This is a genomic window from Pseudomonas sp. P108 (genome assembly GCF_032613195.1).
Classification (GTDB): Bacteria; Pseudomonadota; Gammaproteobacteria; order Pseudomonadales; family Pseudomonadaceae; genus Aquipseudomonas.
In genome coordinates this window covers 3670598-3689859 of the sequence record NZ_CP126691.1, presented here as the reverse complement: position 1 = coordinate 3689859, position 19262 = coordinate 3670598, and the positions used below count along the sequence as shown (strand labels likewise).

14 protein-coding genes are annotated in these 19262 nt (G+C 59.1%); 9 read left to right on the top strand and 5 right to left on the bottom strand.

All coding sequences use genetic code 11. From position 1 onward, the window contains the following. Positions 1–18: 18 nt before the first annotated feature. Entirely contained in the window at positions 19–1446 is a 1428-nt protein-coding gene (gene ccoN / locus QOM10_RS16130; protein WP_316916489.1) for a cytochrome-c oxidase, cbb3-type subunit I, read from the bottom strand. 338 nt (positions 1447–1784) lie between these two features. Between ccoN and QOM10_RS16125 the strand changes: the two genes are divergently transcribed. The 3 genes from QOM10_RS16125 to QOM10_RS16115 all read left to right on the top strand — a co-directional run bounded on the left by QOM10_RS16125 (position 1785) and on the right by QOM10_RS16115 (position 5128). Further along, on the top strand, positions 1785–3458 hold the full coding sequence (locus QOM10_RS16125; protein ID WP_316916488.1) for a nitrite/sulfite reductase: 1674 nt from the start codon (positions 1785–1787) through the stop codon (positions 3456–3458). Continuing rightward, complete coding sequence (locus tag QOM10_RS16120) at positions 3455–3934, top strand: DUF934 domain-containing protein (protein WP_150752257.1); 480 nt, start codon at positions 3455–3457, stop codon at positions 3932–3934. The genes QOM10_RS16125 and QOM10_RS16120 overlap by 4 nt, the downstream gene beginning before the upstream one ends. A gap of 219 nt (positions 3935–4153) precedes the next feature. Continuing rightward, positions 4154–5128, top strand: coding sequence for a hypothetical protein (locus QOM10_RS16115; protein WP_127928048.1), 975 nt, complete (start codon positions 4154–4156; stop codon positions 5126–5128). A gap of 344 nt (positions 5129–5472) precedes the next feature. Here QOM10_RS16115 and QOM10_RS16110 read toward each other — a convergent pair whose 3' ends face one another. Further along, the gene (locus QOM10_RS16110) at positions 5473–7827 is read right to left on the bottom strand and encodes a tetratricopeptide repeat protein (protein WP_316916487.1); all 2355 of its coding nucleotides are present in this window, start codon (positions 7825–7827) and stop codon (positions 5473–5475) included. 212 nt (positions 7828–8039) lie between these two features. Here QOM10_RS16110 and QOM10_RS16105 point away from each other — a divergent pair, with 212 nt between their 5' ends. Further along, the gene (locus tag QOM10_RS16105) at positions 8040–8714 is read left to right on the top strand and encodes a DUF3313 domain-containing protein (RefSeq protein ID WP_316916486.1); all 675 of its coding nucleotides are present in this window, start codon (positions 8040–8042) and stop codon (positions 8712–8714) included. A 48-nt stretch (positions 8715–8762) separates the two neighbouring features. On the opposite strand, the gene QOM10_RS16100 is transcribed toward QOM10_RS16105, so the two are convergent. Beyond that, on the bottom strand, positions 8763–9758 hold the full coding sequence (locus QOM10_RS16100) for a DUF3829 domain-containing protein (protein WP_150752260.1): 996 nt from the start codon (positions 9756–9758) through the stop codon (positions 8763–8765). Beyond that, positions 9755–11383, bottom strand: coding sequence for a J domain-containing protein (locus QOM10_RS16095; protein WP_160040345.1), 1629 nt, complete (start codon positions 11381–11383; stop codon positions 9755–9757). The genes QOM10_RS16100 and QOM10_RS16095 overlap by 4 nt, the downstream gene beginning before the upstream one ends. 643 nt (positions 11384–12026) lie before the next feature. On the opposite strand from QOM10_RS16095, the gene QOM10_RS16090 reads away from it, so the two are divergent. Then, positions 12027–12395 (top strand): DUF6124 family protein, encoded by a 369-nt coding sequence (locus QOM10_RS16090; protein WP_127928014.1) that lies wholly within the window; start codon positions 12027–12029, stop codon positions 12393–12395. Between the two features lie 685 nt (positions 12396–13080). After that, positions 13081–13290 (top strand): cold-shock protein, encoded by a 210-nt coding sequence (locus QOM10_RS16085; RefSeq protein WP_127928012.1) that lies wholly within the window; start codon positions 13081–13083, stop codon positions 13288–13290. Positions 13291–13402: 112 nt separating this feature from the next. Here QOM10_RS16085 and QOM10_RS16080 read toward each other — a convergent pair whose 3' ends face one another. Further along, a complete protein-coding gene (locus QOM10_RS16080) occupies positions 13403–13828 on the bottom strand; it encodes a YciI family protein (RefSeq protein WP_316916485.1) in 426 nt (141 codons plus the stop codon). A 335-nt stretch (positions 13829–14163) separates the two neighbouring features. Between QOM10_RS16080 and tpx the strand changes: the two genes are divergently transcribed. The 3 genes from tpx to QOM10_RS16065 all read left to right on the top strand — a co-directional run bounded on the left by tpx (position 14164) and on the right by QOM10_RS16065 (position 19255). After that, entirely contained in the window at positions 14164–14664 is a 501-nt protein-coding gene (tpx, locus tag QOM10_RS16075) for a thiol peroxidase (protein ID WP_316916484.1), read from the top strand. A 185-nt stretch (positions 14665–14849) separates the two neighbouring features. Then, positions 14850–16157, top strand: a complete 1308-nt coding sequence (locus tag QOM10_RS16070; RefSeq protein WP_160040342.1) for an MdtA/MuxA family multidrug efflux RND transporter periplasmic adaptor subunit — start codon at positions 14850–14852, stop codon at positions 16155–16157. Beyond that, positions 16154–19255 carry an MdtB/MuxB family multidrug efflux RND transporter permease subunit gene (locus QOM10_RS16065; RefSeq protein ID WP_150752264.1) on the top strand — a complete coding sequence of 1034 codons (3102 nt, stop codon included), beginning with the start codon at positions 16154–16156 and terminating at the stop codon, positions 19253–19255. Before QOM10_RS16070 ends, QOM10_RS16065 begins: the two co-directional genes overlap by 4 nt. Positions 19256–19262: the final 7 nt, after the last annotated feature.

Sequence of the window (19262 nt, the reverse complement as noted above, 5' to 3'; positions counted from 1 at the left end):
CACGAGCGGCTCCCTGTCTCAGGCGATCTGCGCTTCACGGTGGGCCAGTGCGACGTCGGCGACCCGCACCGTGCGCCACACGTTGTAAGCCATCAGCAACATCCCCGTGAGGAAGAACACCCCGCCGGCAAAGCGCACGATGAATCCCGGATGACTGGCCTGCAGCGCCTCGACAAACGAATAGGTCAGCGTGCCGTCCTCGTTGATCGCCCGCCACATCAGGCCTTGGGTGATGCCGTTGACCCACATTGAGGCGATGTACAACACCGTGCCAATCGTGGCCAGCCAGAAGTGCAGGTTGATCAGCGGCGTGCTGTACATCTGCTCGCGGCCAAACACTTTGGGCACCATGTGATAGGTCGCGCCGAAGGTGATCATTGCCACCCAGCCCAAGGCGCCGGCGTGCACGTGGCCGATGGTCCAGTCGGTGTAGTGGGAGAGGGCGTTGACGGTTTTGATCGCCATCATCGGCCCTTCGAACGTCGACATGCCGTAGAACGCCAGCGACAGCACGAGGAAGCGCAGGATCGGATCGGTGCGCAACTTATGCCAGGCGCCGGACAAGGTCATCATGCCGTTGATCATCCCGCCCCAGCTCGGCGCGAGCAGGATCAGCGACATGGCCATGCCCAGCGACTGCGCCCAGTCCGGCAGCGCGGTGTAGTGCAAATGGTGCGGGCCGGCCCAGATGTACAGGGTGATCAGCGCCCAGAAATGCACGATCGACAAGCGATACGAATACACCGGGCGATTGACCTGTTTCGGCACGAAGTAATACATCATCCCGAGAAACCCGGTGGTCAGGAAGAAGCCCACCGCGTTGTGCCCGTACCACCACTGCACCATGGCGTCGGTGGCGCCGGAATACACCGGATAGGACTTGAACCAGTCCACCGGAATTGACAGGTGGTTGACCACATGGAGCATGGCGATCACCAGAATGAACGCACCGAAAAACCAGTTGCCGACGTAGATGTGTTTGGTCTTGCGTTGCACCACGGTGGTGAAAAACACCACCGCGTAGGCCACCCACACGACGGCCATCCACACCGCGCCGGAGAATTCGATCTCGGCGTATTCCTTGGTGGTGGTGTAGCCCAGCGGCAGGGTGATCAGCATGATCACAATCACCGATTGCCAGCCCCAGAAGGTGAACGCGGCGAGTTTGTCCGAATACAGCCGCACCTGGCAGGTCCGCTGCACCGCGTAATAACTGGCGGCAAATTGCGCGCTGCCAGCGAAACCAAAAATCACCAGGCTGGTGTGCAGCGGGCGCAAGCGGCCGAAGGTGGTCCACGGCAGGTCCAGATTCATCTCTGGCCAGACCAGTTGCGAGGCGATAAACACGCCCATTGCCATGCCCACCACACCCCAGAAAATTGTGGCAATGACGAATTGGCGGACGACCTTGTAGTTATAAGCCTGTCCGATTGTTGCTGTGCTCATGGTCAGTTCATCCACGGTTGCAAAGTCTTGCCAGGCCACCCGGTCTGGCATGACCTGCACTGTAGAAACCCCGCCAGAAACAAAACAGGCTCAGGAATCTTTCATTTATGCGGATCAGATTGAAGGGCTGACTGCGGCGTTCTGCCGCGCCCTGATATGGTTTTTATCGCCTCAGGTGAATCTGTAACGTGCTGCGCTGCTTCGTCATAGTGCTCTGAAGAAAACTGTGGGAGCGAGCCTGCTCGCGAATGCGGTGTGTCAGCCAACAATGCAGTTGCCTGACACACCGCATTCGCGAGCAGGCTCGCTCCCACAGGAATAACTGATGAGGTGGCGGCATGTATCAATACGATGATTACGACCGGGCGCTGGTGTTCGAGCGCGTTGCGCAGTTTCGAGATCAGGTCGAGCGCTTCATGGCCGGGGAACTGAGCGAAGAGGAGTTTTTGCCGCTGCGCCTGCAAAACGGCTTGTACATGCAAAAGCACGCCTACATGCTGCGCGTGGCGATTCCCTACGGCACCTTGAGTGCCGAACAGATGCGCACGCTGGCGAGCATCGCCAGTGATTACGATCGCGGTTACGGCCACTTCACCACGCGGCAGAACATGCAGTTCAACTGGATCGAACTGAGCGACGTGCCGGATATTCTCGAACGTCTGGCGCAGGTCAACATGCATGCGATCCAGACCTCCGGCAACTGTGTGCGCAACATCACCACCGAGGCGTTCGCCGGGGTCGCGGCGGACGAGTTGATCGACCCGCGTCCACTGGCCGAGATTCTGCGGCAGTGGTCGACGATCAATCCGGAATTCCTGTTTCTGCCGCGCAAATTCAAGATCGCCATCTGCTCGGCCAAACAGGATCGAGCGGCGATCATGATGCACGACATCGGCCTGTATCTTTACCCCGGTCGCGACGGGCAGATGTTGCTGCGAGTGATCGTCGGCGGTGGTCTGGGACGCACGCCGATTCTTGGTTTGCAGATTCGCGAAGGTTTGCCGTGGCAGCATTTGTTGTCCTACGTTGAGGCCGTTTTGCGGGTGTACAACCGCCACGGCAGGCGCGACAACAAGTACAAGGCGCGGATCAAGATTCTGGTCAAGGCGCTGGGCATCGAGGCGTTTGCCAAGGAAGTCGAAGAGGAATGGCAGCACCTCAAGGACGGCCCGGCGCAGTTGACCGAGGCCGAGTACCAACGGGTCGCCAGTGCCTTCGTGCCGCCGGTTTATCACATCCTGGCCGACACCGATCTGGACTTCGGCACACGCCTGGCTGAAAGCCCGGCGTTTGCACGTTGGGTCGCGCGCAACGTGCAGCCGCACAAAGTGCCGGGTTACACCAGTGTGGTGTTGTCGACCAAACCGGGCATGGCGTCGCCGCCGGGAGATGTCACCGGTGTGCAGATGCTGGCGGTGGCCGACTGGTCGCAACGTTTCGGTTTTGGCGAGATTCGTATCGCCCATGAGCAGAACATCGTCCTGCCCGACGTGGCGAAAACCGACCTCTTTGCGTTGTGGCAACTGGCGTGCAAACACGATCTGGGCAGCGCCAACGTCGGCCTGCTCACCGACATCATTGCCTGCCCCGGCGGCGATTTCTGTGCACTGGCCAACGCCAAATCGATTCCGATCGCCCAGGCGATTCAGGCGCGTTTCGATAATCTCGATTACCTGCACGATCTGGGTGATATCAGCCTGAACATTTCTGGCTGTATGAACGCTTGCGGCCATCACCACATCGGCAATATCGGCATCCTTGGAGTCGATAAGAACGGCAGCGAGTGGTATCAGATCACCCTCGGCGGCGCCCAAGGCAAGCACAGCGCGCTGGGCAAAGTCATCGGCCCTTCGTTCAGCGCTGCCGAAGTGCCGCAGGTGATCGAGCGCATTATTGGCACCTTCGTGCGCTATCGCGAGCATGAGGAGTTGTTCGTCGACACCGTGGCGCGGATCGGCCTGGAGCCGTTCAAGGAACGGGTCTATCCGAAAACGCTGGAGGCCACGGCATGAATAATTTGTTGCGGCTGGAGCAGGGTGTGGCGCGGATTGTGACGGACGATCCGTGGACGTTGGTGCGTGAGCCATCGACGCCAAGGCCTGATGGTTTGTTGATGCTGCCGCTGGGGCATTGGCTGGAATCGCCGTCGACCCACGCCGTGTGGCTGGGCCCGGACGATGAGGTTGAAAGCCTGGTGCCGTGGTTGCGATCGTTGCCGCTGATCGCGCTGGACTTCCCGAGTTTTCGCGACGGCCGCGCTTACAGCCAGGCGTATCTGCTGCGCAGTCGTTTCGGCTGGGCAGGGGAGTTGCGTGCGATTGGCGACGTGTTGCGAGATCAGCTCAGCCACATGCGCCAGTGCGGGTTCGACAGTTTTGCGGTGCGCGAGGACAAATCAGCCGAGGATGCGCTGAAGGGGTTGGCCGGCATGAGCGTGTTGTATGGGCGTTCGGTGATCGAGCCGCGTCCGCTTTTCCGTCGGCGTTGACGGTTAAAAAAGATCGCAGCCTGCGGCAGCTCCACAGTGGATCGCGTGTAGGAGCTGCCGCAGGCTGCGATCTTTTGATCTTCGATGTACACCGGGGAAACCCCTAGAAACCTGACGAATCAGGCATTTTCCCTTGGGTCGATGGTGGCCTTTTGGTAGAGTCGCCGTCGCCAGCGGGTTTTCGGCTGGACGATGGAACCGAAGAAGGGAGTCTGATCAGTGAGTCCGGGCAAAAAAATCCTCGGCCTCACAGCGTTGCTGTTGATGGTGACGCTGTGGGCCAGTTACTTTTACGTATTCAAGGAAAACCGCAGCGGCCAGCTCGGCGGTGTCGGCGAAAGCACCGCGTGGTGCGGCACGCCACCGTCCACGGAAGCGGCGTTGCTGGGCAAGGACCAACTGACCTTGCGCGTCACCAATAACCTGCGCGGCGAGTTCATGCTAAGCGGCTCCCTGGTGGTTTCGGAGCGCACCTTCAACCGTTACGACCTGGGTCGCAATGAACTGCGCCTGCGTCTGGAACCCTTGCAATGGTCCTACGGTGTCACACCGATCTTCCTTGAGCAGGTCAAGGTTCAGCCGCTGAGCCGTAACCTGTCGGCCACCAACAAAAGCGCCTACGCCGAACTCGAACCACGCCCGATCGGCGTGCAGGGTCAGGTCACCGAATTCCCTTTCGACACCTATCGCTACGGCTATAAACCGGTGCTCTATTACCTCAAGGGCAGCGAGCGCGTAGACCTGCGCTTCAAGAACATCACCACGTTGATGGAGATGTCCAACACCTTCACACCGATCCAGAAGTACAACCGCGTCGACTACATCAACGAGAACAACTCGATGATCCGCGATGACGACTACAAGGCTTACGGCCCGCACGAATGTGCGTTTAGCGTCGAGCGCAAAGGTTCGTTCAAGGTTGTGGTTTTGTTGCTGCTGCTGGTGTTGTGTCTGCCGTTGCTGCTGGTGTTTTACCGTAATGAGCCGGGGATCGACTTCCTCGCCACGCTGTTGGGCGCTGCGATCGTGCGGGTGCTGCTGATCGGGCCTGTGCAGGATTTTCAGCTGTACAACATCGACTTTCTGTTGGGTGCGGCGATTTTGCTGGTGGGCACGGTGTCGCTGATCAAGGCGATGCACATCAACAGCCGGCGCGAGATGGCGTTGCGTAGTGGTGAGACTTCTTCCTGGTAAATCGGTTGAACCTTGAAAAGCCCCTCACCCTAACCCTCTCCCGGAGGGAGAGGGGACTGACCGAGTTGTCTGGCGAGTGACACCGACGTGAAAAACCGAGTCGATTATGGATTCAAAGCCAATCGTTCACGTCGGTGTATTTCTTGGGTATTCCCCAATCAGTTCCCTCCCAGTGGGAGAGGGGACTGACCGAGTTGTCTGGCGAGTGACACCGACGTGAAAGACCGAGTCGATTATGGATTCAACGCCAATCGTTCACGTCGGCGTATCTCTTGAATCTCCCCCAATCGGTCCCCTCTCCCTCTGGGAGAGGGCTAGGGTGAGGGAAGCCAATCTCCAGCCAATCACTTAAGCGCCGGATCCCCCATATTCATCTTCTTCCACCCCTGCAACAGCACCTGCGCCTTCGGCTCCTGCTCGCTGTCGAGATACCACTGAATCAGCGACAACCGCGCATTGCGGTTCGCCGGTTGAGCCTTGAGCAAACCTTCGAGTACCGCACACGCCTCATCGACCTTGCCGCTTTCATGCAACGCCACCGCCAGCACATAACCGTATTGAGCGTTCTGCGGCTCCAGTTGCGCGGCTTTCTTAAGTGGTGACATGGCGTCGCCAGCCTTGCCAGCGCGGATTAGCGACAAGCCTCGAGTGTGCTGCAACAACGCCGCGTCCGGATGCTGCTTGAGGCTGTCATCCAGCAGTGTCTGCGCCTCTTGGCCACGACCATTGGCCTCCAGCCACTGCACCAGCGTCACCAGTGCCGGGTAGAAATCCGGGTCGCGTTTGAGTGCCGAACGTAACAAGCCTTCAACTTCCGAACCACGGCCACTGGCCTGATACAACATCGCCAGATTCAGATTGGCCTCGGCACGCTCCAGCAGGCTCTTCTGCACCGCTTCATATTCGGCAATCGCCGCATTCCAGTTGGCTTGCGCTGCGCCAAGACCGCCATTGCGCGCAACACTCAACAGATCCCGCGCAGCAACGATGCGCACGGCTTTCACCGGATCGCCCAGCAACGGCGACAATAACGGCGCACGCTCCTCTGGCGGCAGGAATGCACTGATCGCCCGCACGGCACTTTCGCGTACTTGCGGCGCCGGGTTTTTCAGATCCTGCGTGGCCAGTTTCAACGCCTGTTCGCTCGGGTACAGCGGCAGCTCGGCGAGCAGCGTCGCGCGTTGAATCGCCGGCAAATTGCTGCGTTGCAACTGCTCGGCCAGCGCATCAGCGGCGCCCGGCTGACCGTTGCGGATCAGCCACAGGCTTTCGTCATAGCGCGGTGCCTGCGCTGAGGTGGACGCGCTCCACAACTTGAACTGCGCGGTGACCTTGTCGCCAGCCTTGCTTTGGTGACAGGTCAGGCAGGCGTCCGGCGTGCCGAGCTTCTGCGCTCGCTCCGGGTTGGGGATGCTGAAACTGTGGTCATGCCGGAAGTCGTTGCCCATGTAGAACTTGCCCGGCATGTGACAATCCACGCATTGCGAACCAGGCTGGCCCGGGGTGTGCCGGGTGTGTTCGATGGAGTCGTAGTTCTTCGCCTGCAGGCCTTTGCCATCAACGCCTTCGACTGACGTTTTGCCGGCATTGTTGTGGCATTGCAGGCACACCGCGTTGCCCGGTGCCTTCAGTTCGCTGCTGTGCGGGTTGTGGCAATTGCTGCAACGCACGCCCTTGTCGAACATTTTGCTTTGCAGGAACGAGCCGTGTTCGAAGACCTCATCCTTGATCTTGCCGTCCAGCGCATACAGTTCGCGGGTGAGGGTGCTCGGCAGGTAGTCGTCCATCAAGCGCTTGCCGACGGTGTAGCCATCGCCCAAAGGCGCACGGCGCGCGTGGCAGCGGGCGCAGGTTTCGATCTCGACGGTGGCGTTCTTGTCCTTGAGGTCGACGTCAAAACCCTGATGGATCAGATCGGTTTTTTTCTGCGTCCATTCCAGATGGTTCGATGCTGGACCATGGCAGGCCTGGCAACCAACGCCGAGGCTGTTCCACTGACTGTTGAAGGTGTTGCTGGCCGCATCGAAATTGCGCTTGAAACCGGTGGTGTGGCACTCGACGCACATGAAGTTGGCGTTCTGGCTTGGCTTGCTCCAGTGCAGCGGATTCTTGAAGTTGACGCCTTGGCCGGGATAGAGATGAAACCAGCGATGTTTCTCGGTATCCCACGCCACGCCGAGCGCCTGCAAACGACCTTCGCCGACCTCGATCAGGTATTGCTGCAACGGCGCGATGCCGAAGGTGTAGGCGACTTTGAAGTCGGCGTTCTTGCCATTGATGCCAGGGGTATTGACCCAGAATTCATCGCCCTTGCGCGAGAATCGTGTGGTCTCGCTTTCGGCTTTGAATGTGACGTTATTGAAATCGCCGAGCATCGTTTCAGCGTTCGCCGGCTGCATCGCCAACTGGTGATGTGAACCTTGCCAGTCCTTGACCTGTTCGCTGTGGCAGCCCTGGCATTGTTGTTCATCGACCATCGTCGCCGGTTTGTTCGCCACAACGGGCTGCGGCTTTACGGGGGCCGGCACGCTTATTGGCGCAGGTTTTACGGGGGCGGGCGCAGGGCTGAACAGAAACCAGCCGATGCCCGCGACGGCGGCGAGCAGCACACCGATGGTGATCGGGAACACGTATTTGGAAATTGCAGATCGAGGCGAATCAGGGTCAGGTTGTGCTGTTTTATTTTTATGCTTGGGCATTGCGACTTCCGTAGTCCAGGTGCATTTGCCGTCTGGCGTGCGTTCAAGCCCGGTGCAGCTTTGCCGGATGACCGGCGTCTGTCAAATGACGGTTGTGATCCGCTGCGCAGCGTTGCGTGAATATTGTGCTTTGCAATCGCAATTACTGAGGTTTTAGCTATACCTGTAGTTCCCCCGGGCAAAGTTTTCGGCCTTCTGACAGGAGTTACAGCATGAAGCTAGCAGTGATGATGGGCACACTGTGTTTTGCCACCCTCGCAGTGGTAGGTTGTTCCAGCAAAACCGTCGACCCGAAAGAGTACTCCGGCTTCCTCAAGGACTACAGCCAGCTCAAGGAGGCCAAATCCCCGTCCGGTGCCGAGGTCATGCGCTGGATCGATCCGAAGGTCGATATCAAAAAATTCACCAGTGTGTACATCGAGCCGACTCAGCTCTATCCGAAACCGCAACCGACCGCGAAGATCTCCCAGCAGACCCTCAATGGCATCACTTCCTACTACGATCAGGCACTCAAGCGTGAGATCGGCAAAGACCTGCCGTTGGCCACCGGCCCAGGCCCTGGCGTGATTGTGGTGCGTGCGGCGATCACCGCCGTGAGCAGCAAGACCGAAGGCCTGCACGCGTATGAGGTGATTCCGATTGCCCTGGTGGCAGCAGCGGTCAGCACGGCCAGCGGTATTCGCGATCAGGAAACTACGTTGGCCACCGAAGCGGTGTTCCTCGATGGCGCGAATAACAAGGTCGTCGCGCAAGTGGTGCGCAAAGGCACCGGCAAGCCACTGGAAAATGATTCGCAGGCGATGACGGCCAATGACGTCAAACCTGTGATCGATGGCTGGGCCTCAGACCTGCGTCAGTCGTATCTGAAGCTCAAGGCTGCCAAGTAAACGCACGAGGCCGGAGGTCCGCGAGGATTCTCCGGCCTGTGCACACCCTCAGAAGTCGGCGCGCGCCCGGCGGTTGTAGTGACTGAGCAGGACGTCGTAACCGCGAGTGACGGCGTAGTAGTCGTCGCTTAAGCGTTGCGGTTCGGCGTGGTTTTGCCAGTCCTCGTGCAGGGTTCTCAACGCGTCGAGATACGTTTGCGAGGGCGCGCGGATGTAATCCCACAAGTCACGCGCGTCATCGTCCTTGTTTCGCAAACCACCCAAACGAAGGCCCATGAGCGGTTCGTGGCGATCCCACGCCTGTTGCAGATCGGCGGTGGTGTCGGCCACGGCTTGCGGGGTCAGCGTGCGGTGTTTCATCCCGTCTTCGAGCAGGTCCAGTGTCTCCCGGGCCTGAATCATGTACGCCAGCAGAGACCAATGAATCTCCTTGCCTACCCGCGCTTCCAGCAGCTTGAGCTGCTCGGGGCGCTGAGCCACGTCCAGTGGCAGCAGTTCCTCTCGCAAGGCTGTCGATGCATTGATGTAGGCATTGCTGGCGGCCTGGATTTGCCCCGAGCCCTGGGACAACCGGGCGAGCGGCGTGGCATAAAAATTCGCACTTCTGTCGAGTCGCTCCGGCGTAAAGATCACCGCTGCTCCCTGCAGTGCTTGCGCGTAGTCACGGACTTTTTGTGAAAGCACTGGCTGATAGGCCAAGAGTTCGAGTTTTTCGTTGATATGACTGAGGCAGAGATCCTTTTGGATGTCCTGCACGGTGTACGCATCCGTGTTGTCGAAATCCCGTGCCTCAGCAAGATAATGCCCGAATGCATCACTTGTTGGCCGCGGACGTTCGAATTTGTCGTAGGCGTTGCGCCAGTGCACATCGACGCGGTTGACGCAGGCGATGATCGGACTCAACGCATTGGCCTGGGCGGTCACAGGGGATTCGCGCTGATCAAGCCACAGATCGAGCTTCAGGAACGGCCGGGTCGCGCTCGACAGCCCCATCACCACCAGAACGACCACTACGCCGCTGACAAACATGAATCTCGACGTCATGGCCGTGCCTCCGCGGGATACCACTGCTCACGGGTGGCGGGAGCGCCGCAATCGAAAGAACTCGCCGGCAACCGGCTACACAAACGCTCGGCCCAGGGTTGTAGCCCCTGATTGCGATTGACCGTGCCTTGACTGGCGGCCACTTTGAACACGCCCAGCACCAGCACCAGGGCGACAACCCCAAGTAGCGTCAGGCCGACTTTCGCCGGCAGGTTGGTCTTTTCCCAGGACGTGTGTGGCTTGACCTGACGGCGACGGATCAAACCCACGCAGGCCAGTGTGGCGGCATAGACGCCGCCAGCGATGGGGCCGAAAAACCAGCTGAGCCCAGCCACCATCAATGCGCAGGGAATCAGATCACGCAGTATGCCGAACGGTGCAGCGTCCTTGGCGTCCCCCGGCCACAACCGTGCGCTGAGGCGGTCATCCAGCAGCCAATGGGTGTGCGCCAATTCGTGAGTCAGCCAGTTGATGCCCGCAGCGATCACCCCAAACACGATCGTTGAGGTCATGACGATATTGAACAGCCCGGTGACGCGCAGCCCCAGCGGGATGAAATGAGTAAACGCGCCGATCAGACAGGCCAGCACCACGCCAAGGTAGGTCGGCCATTCGCCACGGCTCAGCTCCCAGTCACGCCAGAAAAACGCGGTGCCACCGGGCAACTCTGCACAGACCTTCGGATGATTGGCATACAGCGCCGAACTCAAATGTCGGCAATGCTCCCAATCTTTCTCACGCAGGCGCCGGGCCAGCGCGCGACGCTGGCTGAACGGGCCGCTCCCGAGCAACAGGCGCGCGGCGCGATGTTCGGCAGTGGCGGGCGGCTCTTGCGCGAGTTGACGCTGTTGCGCGATAAAAATCGGTGCCTCATGGCGCGCGACCAGACGCTTCCATTCATCTTGCGGGCAACGGTTGGCCGGGCCGGAATGCCAGCCCTGGCCCGCACAAACCTGCTCGAAAACAGCGCAGGACCAGTGTTCGCTGTCCAGTAGCAATCGACTCAGGAACAGGTTGAACCACAGCCGGTGTACTTCAGCGTCGAGCCACAGACATTGGCCGCACTGTGCGTAGGCCTGCAAAAAGGCCGCACTCTCCTCACGATCGAGGGCATCACGCAGCGGTCGAGTAATGCGTTCGCGCTGCTGATCGAGCAAATGTTCGATGGATTCCTCATCCAGTTCCAGGCGCTGCCAGGCACTGAACCAGTGATAGGTCTGCACCGCCCAATCGACCATCGGCGCCGATGTTTGCGGGTTTTCGATGCAATGCTGCAGCAGGGTCTCTTCGAGGATATGCGCGCAACCCTGCTCAACGGCGAGGGCATGGCGTTGTTGCAACTGCGCAAGGCTGGTGCCTTGCAGCGAGCGAGTTGCCTGTTGCAAGGCATCGACTTCGACCACGGTCAGGCCGGTCAAATCCCAGCTGTCGTTTTCGCTCTCTGTGTCTTCGTTGGCCTGCGCCCATTCCTTGTAATTCAGGGCTTGCTCATAGGCGTCACGCAGGCGCTGGAAGCCCTCGGCGTCTTCGTCCGGACGGGTCTGTTTGAGCAGGGCAGCGTATTGGCGTTTGATACTGCGCGTATCGGCGTCGGCCGTAAGGCCAAGGACGGTCCAGCAACTCATTGCGTGTACAACTCCATTGAAAACCTGCGACGCGGTCCAGTGATGGCACTTTGATTTTGCGCACCCTACCTGTTTCGCGTCGAAAAGTCCTCAGCCGTCGTTTATTTGCCGACGAACCAGCGGAAATAGGGGTTGCCACCATCACTGCGCATCACCCGCCAACTGACTCTGCAAGGGGACGGCGCACTGGCGACAGGAGCAGTCGAGTGACACGAGGCTGCGATCTTTTAATCTTGTTTTTTAAATGCAAAATCAAAAGATCGTCCGATCGCGGTCCGAGCCTTCGGCAGCTCCTACCTGTGCGTATTTCAATTCGGGATGTTTAAGCGTTGTTTGGAATTTGCGGAACGTTCCCACAAGGTTTTCAGGTTGTCCGTCGGACGTCGGGTCTCTAGCCTGTGTTCGTCGCTGCCAAATCAGCGACCGGGACTGGAAACCCCGACGGGTATTAGTGGCGCGTACACGCCTTTCATAACGTATCCTTGCGCACTTCGAATGTGTGCACTCCGTTATGGCGGCTGTGCGCGGGAGACCTTCGGGTCGACCGGGTCGCCGCTGCCCGGGTTTCCAACCTGCGTACAGCTGCCACCTCTTCGTCCGGAAACCGAATGGGGCAGCTCCAACTTTCCAGTGGAGTTACACCATGAAAAAACCAACACCCAATCCCCCAGAATCAGACGCCGACACCACATCCCCCTACGCCTCAGTCGACAGCAAAAAACTCCACGAAGCCGCCGACCGCGCCCTCGATTTCTACCTCAACCCCTCCGCCCACATCATGTCCAGCGCCAACGAGCCGGAACCCATGTACCTCGCCAATCCCAGGTACAACACCGAATCCCTGCTCGCCAACGCCAGCGAAACCCTCGGCTCGGCCAGCGAAATGCTGATCAACTTCGCCGCATCGCTGGAAACCTCGCACCGCAAGACTGCACTGGGGATCGCACAGGTCGTCATGTTGGGGGAGTTAGCGGTGAACCAAGCCCTGGATCACGTAGAACTCAAGAACTGATCTCTGTTGAATGATCGTTCCCACGCTCTGCACGGGAATGCAGTGCCTGACGCTTTGCGTCTAATCCGCAAGCTGGAACGCGGAGCGTCCCTTGAGGCATTCCCACGCAGAGCGTGGGAACGATCAAGACAAATCGTAATGCTGGTGAACTCGCGGTGAATCATGCCCTGGATCACGTCGAACTCAAGAATTGATCTCTCTTGAATGATCGTTCCCACGCTCTGCGTGGGAATGCAGTGCCTGACGCTTTGCGTCTAATCCGCAAGCTGGAACGCGGAGCGTCCCTTGAGGCATTCCCACGCAGAGCGTGGGAACGATCAAGACAAATCGTAATGCTGGTGAACTCGCGGTGAATCATGCCCTGGATCACGTCGAACTCAAGAATTGATCTCTCTTGAATGATCGTTCCCACGCTCTGCGTGGGAATGCAGCCCTTGACGCTCTGCGTCACATTCGCAAGCTGGAACGCGGAGCGTCCCTTGAGGCATTCCCACGCAGAGCGTGGGAACGATCAAACCATCAAGAAGAGCGTGTACTAAAGCGTTCGGGTTGGAAGTTGACGTGAGTACTGGTGATATTTACACCCTGTCAGGTTTGACAGTTGTCGTGGTGAGAGGGAAGGCGTTTGATTGCTGGGTGACGCGCAGAAATCTGGCATGCGCGAAAAAAATGAAAGGAGACGAATATGAATACGGTTACGGGAACAGTGAAGTGGTTCGACGATGGAAAGGGGTTCGGCTTTATTACACCAGATGGAGGGGGCGAGGATCTGTATGCGCACGTTTCTGCGATTAGTTCCAGTGAAGTTAAAACGCTAAAAGAAGGCCAGAGGGTTGCGTTCGGGATTACGCAGTGGGCCAAAGGACTGGCAGCTTCAAATATCCAGGCGATCTGAATATCACTGCTTTTGTAGGCGCTGCCGAAGGCTGCGATCTTTTGATGTTTGATCTGGAAAAACAAGATCAAAAGATCGCAGCCTTCGGCAGCTCCTACATGGGATGTCCGGTTCAGCTGTTTTTCTTGGCTTGTTCGCGAACGCGTTCTTCTTGCGCACGTGCTTCGGGGGTGAATTCGGCGCCGAAGTCTTCAGCGGAGAATATCTGGCGGATTTCAATATCGGACTCGCCCGGCATCGGGTTAGGGCAGCGCTTGACCCATTCGATGGCTTCTTCTTTCGATTTCACTTCCCAGATCCAGTAACCCGCCACCAGTTCTTTGGTCTCGATGAACGGCCCGTCGATGACCGTGCGTTTGTCACCGGAGAAATGCACACGCGCACCTTTGCTGCTCGGGTGCAGGCCGTCGGCGTCGATGAGAATGCCGGCTTTGACCAGCTCTTCGTTGAAGTTGCCCATCGCGGTGATCAGTTCTTCGCTGGGCATGACGCCGGCTTCCGAATCGGCGCTGGCTTTGACAAGGATCATGAATCGCATGGCGGTTGCTCCGTGGATTGTGGGGATTCGTTGTTTAGTCGAACGGGCCAGCAGTGAATCGACAGGGATCCTAAATAAAAGACCAGTAACACCGCAGAATCCAATGTGGGAGCGAGCCTGCTCGCGAAGAGGTCGTCACATTCGACATTTATGCTGACTGATCCAGCGCCTTCGCGAGCAGGCTCGCCCACAGTGGGAATAGCGGTAGTTTTGTATACAATTTTTCGCGCAGGCACCCAACAATTTCATCAAAGGGCATAGGTGCTTGAAACATTTCGTGGTTAACTTCGGCCTCTTGCATGCTTTCCAATCAAAACATCAGAAGGACTCAAGTCATGGCTCAAGTCACCCTTAAAGGCAATCCGGTTCAAGTCAACGGCCAGTTGCCACAAGTCGGTTCCAAGGCGCCAGCCTTTTCTCTGGTTGCCGGCAATCTGTCCGACGTGACCCTGAAAGACTTCGCCGGCAAGCGCAAAGTGCTGAACATCTTCCCAAGCGTCGACACCCCGACCTGCGCGACTTCGGTACGCAAGTTCAACGCTCAGGCCAACGAAGTGGCAAACACCGTGGTGCTGTGCATCTCCGCTGACCTGCCGTTCGCTCAGGCTCGCTTCTGCGGCGCTGAAGGCCTGGAAAACGTACAGAACCTGTCGACCCTGCGAGGCGCCGAGTTCATCGAGAACTACGGTGTGGCCATTGCTGACGGCCCGCTGAAAGGCCTGACCGCCCGTGCCGTGGTGGTTCTGGACGAAAACGACAACGTGCTGCACAGCGAACTGGTCAACGAAATCGCGGAAGAGCCTAATTACGACGCTGCTCTGGCCGTCCTCAAGTAAGCTTTGCCACAACGCTTTACAATTGTTAACGGCCTGGCCCTGTCCAGGCCGTTTTCATTTGTGTATCAGTGTTTTGCCTCACACCTTGAAACGTAAGTTCAAGGTAAATTGCCGGTAAAGCTGCTTTGCTAATTCCCCATCAGTGCTTATCGTTCAGCCTCCCGTAATAGAAGCCCACGCGCCCAATGGTTAATCACTCCATGCAATCGTCCCCCCGTAATTCCCGTCGCTGGCTGATCAGCCTGCTTGTCTTGTTGGTGATCGCCGTTCTGTGCTGGAAATTCTGGCCCGCCGGTTCAGCCCACAAGGAGGGCGCTGACAAGGCTGCAGCCGGGCACACCGGGCGTTCGGGAATGATGCGGCCGGGCTTCGGTGGCGGCGCCGGGCCGATTCCGGTGCGCGTGGCGCCGGCGGTCACCGGCGACTTTCCGCTGTACTACAAAGCGCTGGGTACGGTGACGGCGCTCAACACCATCAATGTGCGCAGCCGGGTGGGCGGCGAACTGGTGAAAATCAATTTCGAAGAAGGGCAGATGGTCAAGGCTGGCGACCTGCTGGCAGAGATCGATCCACGTCCATACCAGAACGCCTTGCTGCAGGCTGAAGGCACGTTGCTGCAGAATCAGGCGCAACTGAAAAACGCGCAGGTCGACGTCGAGCGTTATCGCGGTCTGTACAAAGAGGACAGCATCGCCAAACAGACGCTGGACACCGCCGAAGCACTGGTCGGCCAGTATCTGGGCACGGTCAAGACCAATCAGGCCGCGGTCAACGACGCCAAGCTCAATCTCGAATTCACCAAGATCCGCGCGCCGATTGCCGGCCGTGTCGGTCTGCGTCAGGTTGACGTCGGTAACCTCGTCACCGCTAACGACACCACCTTCCTTGCAGTGATCACCCAGACGCAACCGATCAGCGTCGCTTTCACCTTGCCGGAAAACAGCCTGGAAACCGTTCTCGCACGTTATCGCAGTGGCGCCAAGCTGCCGGCCGAAGCCTGGGATCGCGGCGACACCAAACTGCAAGCCACCGGCGTACTGCAAAGTCTCGACAACCAGATCGACGTCGCCACCGGTACCCTGAAGTTCAAGGCCCGCTATGAAAACCGCGATCAGGCGCTGTTCCCCAACCAGTTCGTCAACGTGCACTTGCTCGCTGACACGCTGAAAGGCGTGGTGCTGGCACCGTCGGCAGCGATTCAGTTCGGCACCAACGGCACCTTCGTCTATGCGCTGGATGGCGACAAGAAAGTCACTATTCGCCAACTGAAGATTGGCGCCAGTGATGGCGAAAACACCGTGGTCACTGAAGGTCTGGCCGCTGGCGACCGCGTGGTACTGGAAGGCACTGACCGCCTGAAAGAAGGCAGTGAAGTGGAAGTGGTCAACGACAGCAATAAAGTGCCAACCACCCCGACCGAACACCTGCAAGGCAAGTCCGCCGCCCAGACGCCAGACGCTGCGGTCACTGACAAGGCCAAGAAGGGCGCATGAACATTTCGCGGCTGTTCATCCTCCGACCGGTAGCTACCACCCTGAGCATGCTGGCCATTGTTCTGGCCGGCCTGATCGCTTATCGCTTGCTGCCGGTATCGGCGTTGCCACAGGTCGATTACCCGACCATCCGCGTCATGACCTTGTATCCCGGCGCCAGCCCGGACGTGATGACCAGTGCCGTGACCGCGCCACTCGAGCGCCAGTTCGGGCAGATGCCGGGCCTGACGCAAATGGCCTCGACCAGTTCCGGCGGTGCGTCGGTGCTGACCCTGCGTTTCAGCCTCGACATCAACATGGACGTCGCCGAACAGCAGGTGCAAGCCGCGATCAACGCCGCGACCAATCTGCTGCCGACCGATTTGCCAGCGCCGCCGGTGTACAACAAGGTCAACCCGGCGGACACCCCGGTGCTGACCCTGGCGATCACCTCGAAAACCATGCTGCTGCCCAAACTCAATGACCTGGTCGATACGCGCATGGCGCAGAAAATCGCCCAGATCAGCGGCGTCGGCATGGTCAGCATTGCCGGCGGTCAGCGTCAGGCCGTGCGTATCAAGGTCAACCCGGAAGCGTTGGCCGCCAATAGCCTGAACCTGTCGGACGTGCGTACCTTGATCGGCGCTTCCAACGTCAATCAGCCGAAAGGCAACTTCGACGGCCCGACCCGAGTGTCGATGCTCGACGCCAACGATCAACTGACCTCGCCCGAGGACTACGCCAATCTGATTCTCGCCTACAAGAACGGCGCGCCGTTACGGCTCAAGGACGTGGCGGAAATCGTCGACGGCGCCGAGAACGAACGCCTCGCTGCATGGGCCAACCAGAATCAGGCGGTATTGCTGAACATCCAGCGTCAGCCGGGTGCCAACGTGATCGAAGTGGTCGACCGCATCAAGGCACTGCTGCCGAGCATCACCGACAACCTGCCGGCCGGCCTTGATGTCACTGTGCTGACCGACCGTACGCAGACCATCCGCGCCTCGGTCACCGACGTGCAACACGAACTGCTCATCGCCATCGCCCTGGTGGTGATGGTGACATTCCTGTTCCTGCGTCGCGCCAGTGCCACGATCATTCCGTCGGTGGCCGTGCCGCTGTCGCTGATCGGCACCTTTGGCGTAATGTACCTGGCCGGGTTCTCGGTGAATAACCTGACCCTGATGGCCCTGACCATTGCCACCGGTTTCGTGGTCGACGACGCCATCGTCATGCTCGAGAACATCGCGCGCTTCATCGAAGAGGGCGACAGCCCGATGCAAGCCGCGCTCAAGGGCGCCAAGCAGATCGGCTTCACCCTGATCTCCTTGACCCTGTCGCTGATCGCGGTACTGATTCCGCTGTTGTTCATGGCGGACGTAGTCGGGCGCTTGTTCCGCGAGTTCGCCATCACCCTGGCCGTGGCAATCCTGATTTCCCTGGTGGTTTCGCTGACCCTGACGCCGATGATGTGCGCGCGTTTGCTCAAGCGTGAGCCGGAAGCACATGAGCAGGGCCGTTTCTACCGTGCCAGCGGTGCTGTCATCGACTGGATGATCGCCGAGTATGGTCGGATGCTGCGCTGGGTGCTCAAGCATCAGCCGCTGACCCTGCTGGTGGCTATCGGCACACTGGCGTTGACCGTGTTCCTCTATATGGTCGTGCCAAAGGGCTTCTTCCCGGTACAGGACACCGGGGTGATTCAGGGCATTTCCGAAGCGCCGCAGTCGATTTCCTTCGCGGCGATGGGCGAGCGTCAACAGGAACTGGCGAAAATCATTCTCGAAGATCCGGCGGTGCAGAGCCTGTCGTCCTACATCGGCGTCGACGGCGATAACGCCACGCTCAACAGCGGGCGCTTGCTGATCAACCTCAAGCCCCACGGCGATCGCGATCTGAGCGCCACTGAAGTGATTGCGCGCCTGCAACCGCAACTGGACAAACTGGTCGGTATCCGTCTGTTCATGCAGCCGGTGCAGGACCTGACCATCGAGGACCGCGTCAGCCGCACGCAATATCAGTTCAGCATGTCCTCGCCGGACTCCGAACTGCTCAGCCAGTGGAGCGGCCGTCTGGTCGAAGCGTTGGCCCAGCGTCCGGAACTGACCGACGTTGCCAGTGATTTGCAGGACAAGGGTTTGCAGGTGTATCTGGTGATCGACCGCGATGCGGCGTCACGCCTTGGCGTCTCGGTGGCGAACATCACTGATGCGCTGTACGACGCTTTTGGCCAGCGCCAGATTTCGACGATTTACACCCAGGCCAGCCAGTACCGCGTGGTACTGCAAGCTCAGGCCGGGGAGAAGATCGGCCCGCAGGCGCTGGACCAGATTCACGTCAAGACCACCGATGGCGCGCAGGTACGCCTGTCGAGCCTGGCCCATGTGGAAGAACGTCAGGCGCAACTGGCGATCACCCATATCGGCCAGTTCCCGGCGGTGATGATGTCATTCAACCTGGCGCCCGGTGTAGCGCTGGGGCATGCGGTCGACGTTATCGAGCAGGTGCAGAAAGACATCGGCATGCCGGTTGGCGTGCAGACCCAGTTCCAGGGTGCGGCCGAAGCCTTCCAGGCCTCGTTGTCGAGCACCTTGCTGCTGATTCTGGCGGCGGTGGTGACCATGTACATCGTGCTGGGCGTGCTGTACGAGAGCTACATTCACCCGATCACCATTCTCTCGACCTTGCCGTCGGCGGCGGTCGGCGCGTTGCTGGCGCTGCTGCTCAGTGGCAATGACCTGGGCATGATCGCGATCATCGGCATCATCCTGCTGATCGGTATCGTGAAAAAGAACGCGATCATGATGATCGACTTCGCCCTCGATGCTGAACGCACCCAAGGCATGGCGCCGGAGCAGGCGATTTATCAGGCGGCGCTGTTGCGCTTCCGGCCAATCCTCATGACCACGCTGGCGGCGCTGTTTGGTGCGGTGCCGTTGATGCTCGCCACGGGCTCAGGTGCTGAATTGCGCCAGCCGCTGGGTCTGGTGATGGTCGGCGGTCTGCTGGTGAGCCAGGTGCTGACGCTGTTCACCACGCCAGTGATCTACCTGTACTTCGACCGCCTCGGGCGACGCTTTGGCAAGACCAATGCTGACACTGAAGAGGTGTCGGTATGACTTCGCG

Excerpts from the sequence above, each read along its gene's own strand:
- QOM10_RS16100 (WP_150752260.1), bottom strand. The coding sequence starts at position 9,758 with ATGACGTCGAGATTCATGTTTGTCAGCGGCGTAGTGGTCGTTCTGGTG.
- QOM10_RS16125 (WP_316916488.1), top strand. The coding sequence starts at position 1,785 with ATGTATCAATACGATGATTACGACCGGGCGCTGGTGTTCGAGCGCGTT.
- QOM10_RS16090 (WP_127928014.1), top strand. The coding sequence starts at position 12,027 with ATGAAAAAACCAACACCCAATCCCCCAGAATCAGACGCCGACACCACA.
- QOM10_RS16110 (WP_316916487.1), bottom strand. The coding sequence starts at position 7,827 with ATGCCCAAGCATAAAAATAAAACAGCACAACCTGACCCTGATTCGCCT.
- QOM10_RS16120 (WP_150752257.1), top strand. The coding sequence starts at position 3,455 with ATGAATAATTTGTTGCGGCTGGAGCAGGGTGTGGCGCGGATTGTGACG.
- ccoN (WP_316916489.1), bottom strand. The coding sequence starts at position 1,446 with ATGAGCACAGCAACAATCGGACAGGCTTATAACTACAAGGTCGTCCGC.
- QOM10_RS16105 (WP_316916486.1), top strand. The coding sequence starts at position 8,040 with ATGAAGCTAGCAGTGATGATGGGCACACTGTGTTTTGCCACCCTCGCA.
- QOM10_RS16080 (WP_316916485.1), bottom strand. The coding sequence starts at position 13,828 with ATGCGATTCATGATCCTTGTCAAAGCCAGCGCCGATTCGGAAGCCGGC.
- QOM10_RS16070 (WP_160040342.1), top strand. The coding sequence starts at position 14,850 with ATGGTTAATCACTCCATGCAATCGTCCCCCCGTAATTCCCGTCGCTGG.
- QOM10_RS16095 (WP_160040345.1), bottom strand. The coding sequence starts at position 11,383 with ATGAGTTGCTGGACCGTCCTTGGCCTTACGGCCGACGCCGATACGCGC.
- QOM10_RS16085 (WP_127928012.1), top strand. The coding sequence starts at position 13,081 with ATGAATACGGTTACGGGAACAGTGAAGTGGTTCGACGATGGAAAGGGG.
- QOM10_RS16065 (WP_150752264.1), top strand. The coding sequence starts at position 16,154 with ATGAACATTTCGCGGCTGTTCATCCTCCGACCGGTAGCTACCACCCTG.
- tpx (WP_316916484.1), top strand. The coding sequence starts at position 14,164 with ATGGCTCAAGTCACCCTTAAAGGCAATCCGGTTCAAGTCAACGGCCAG.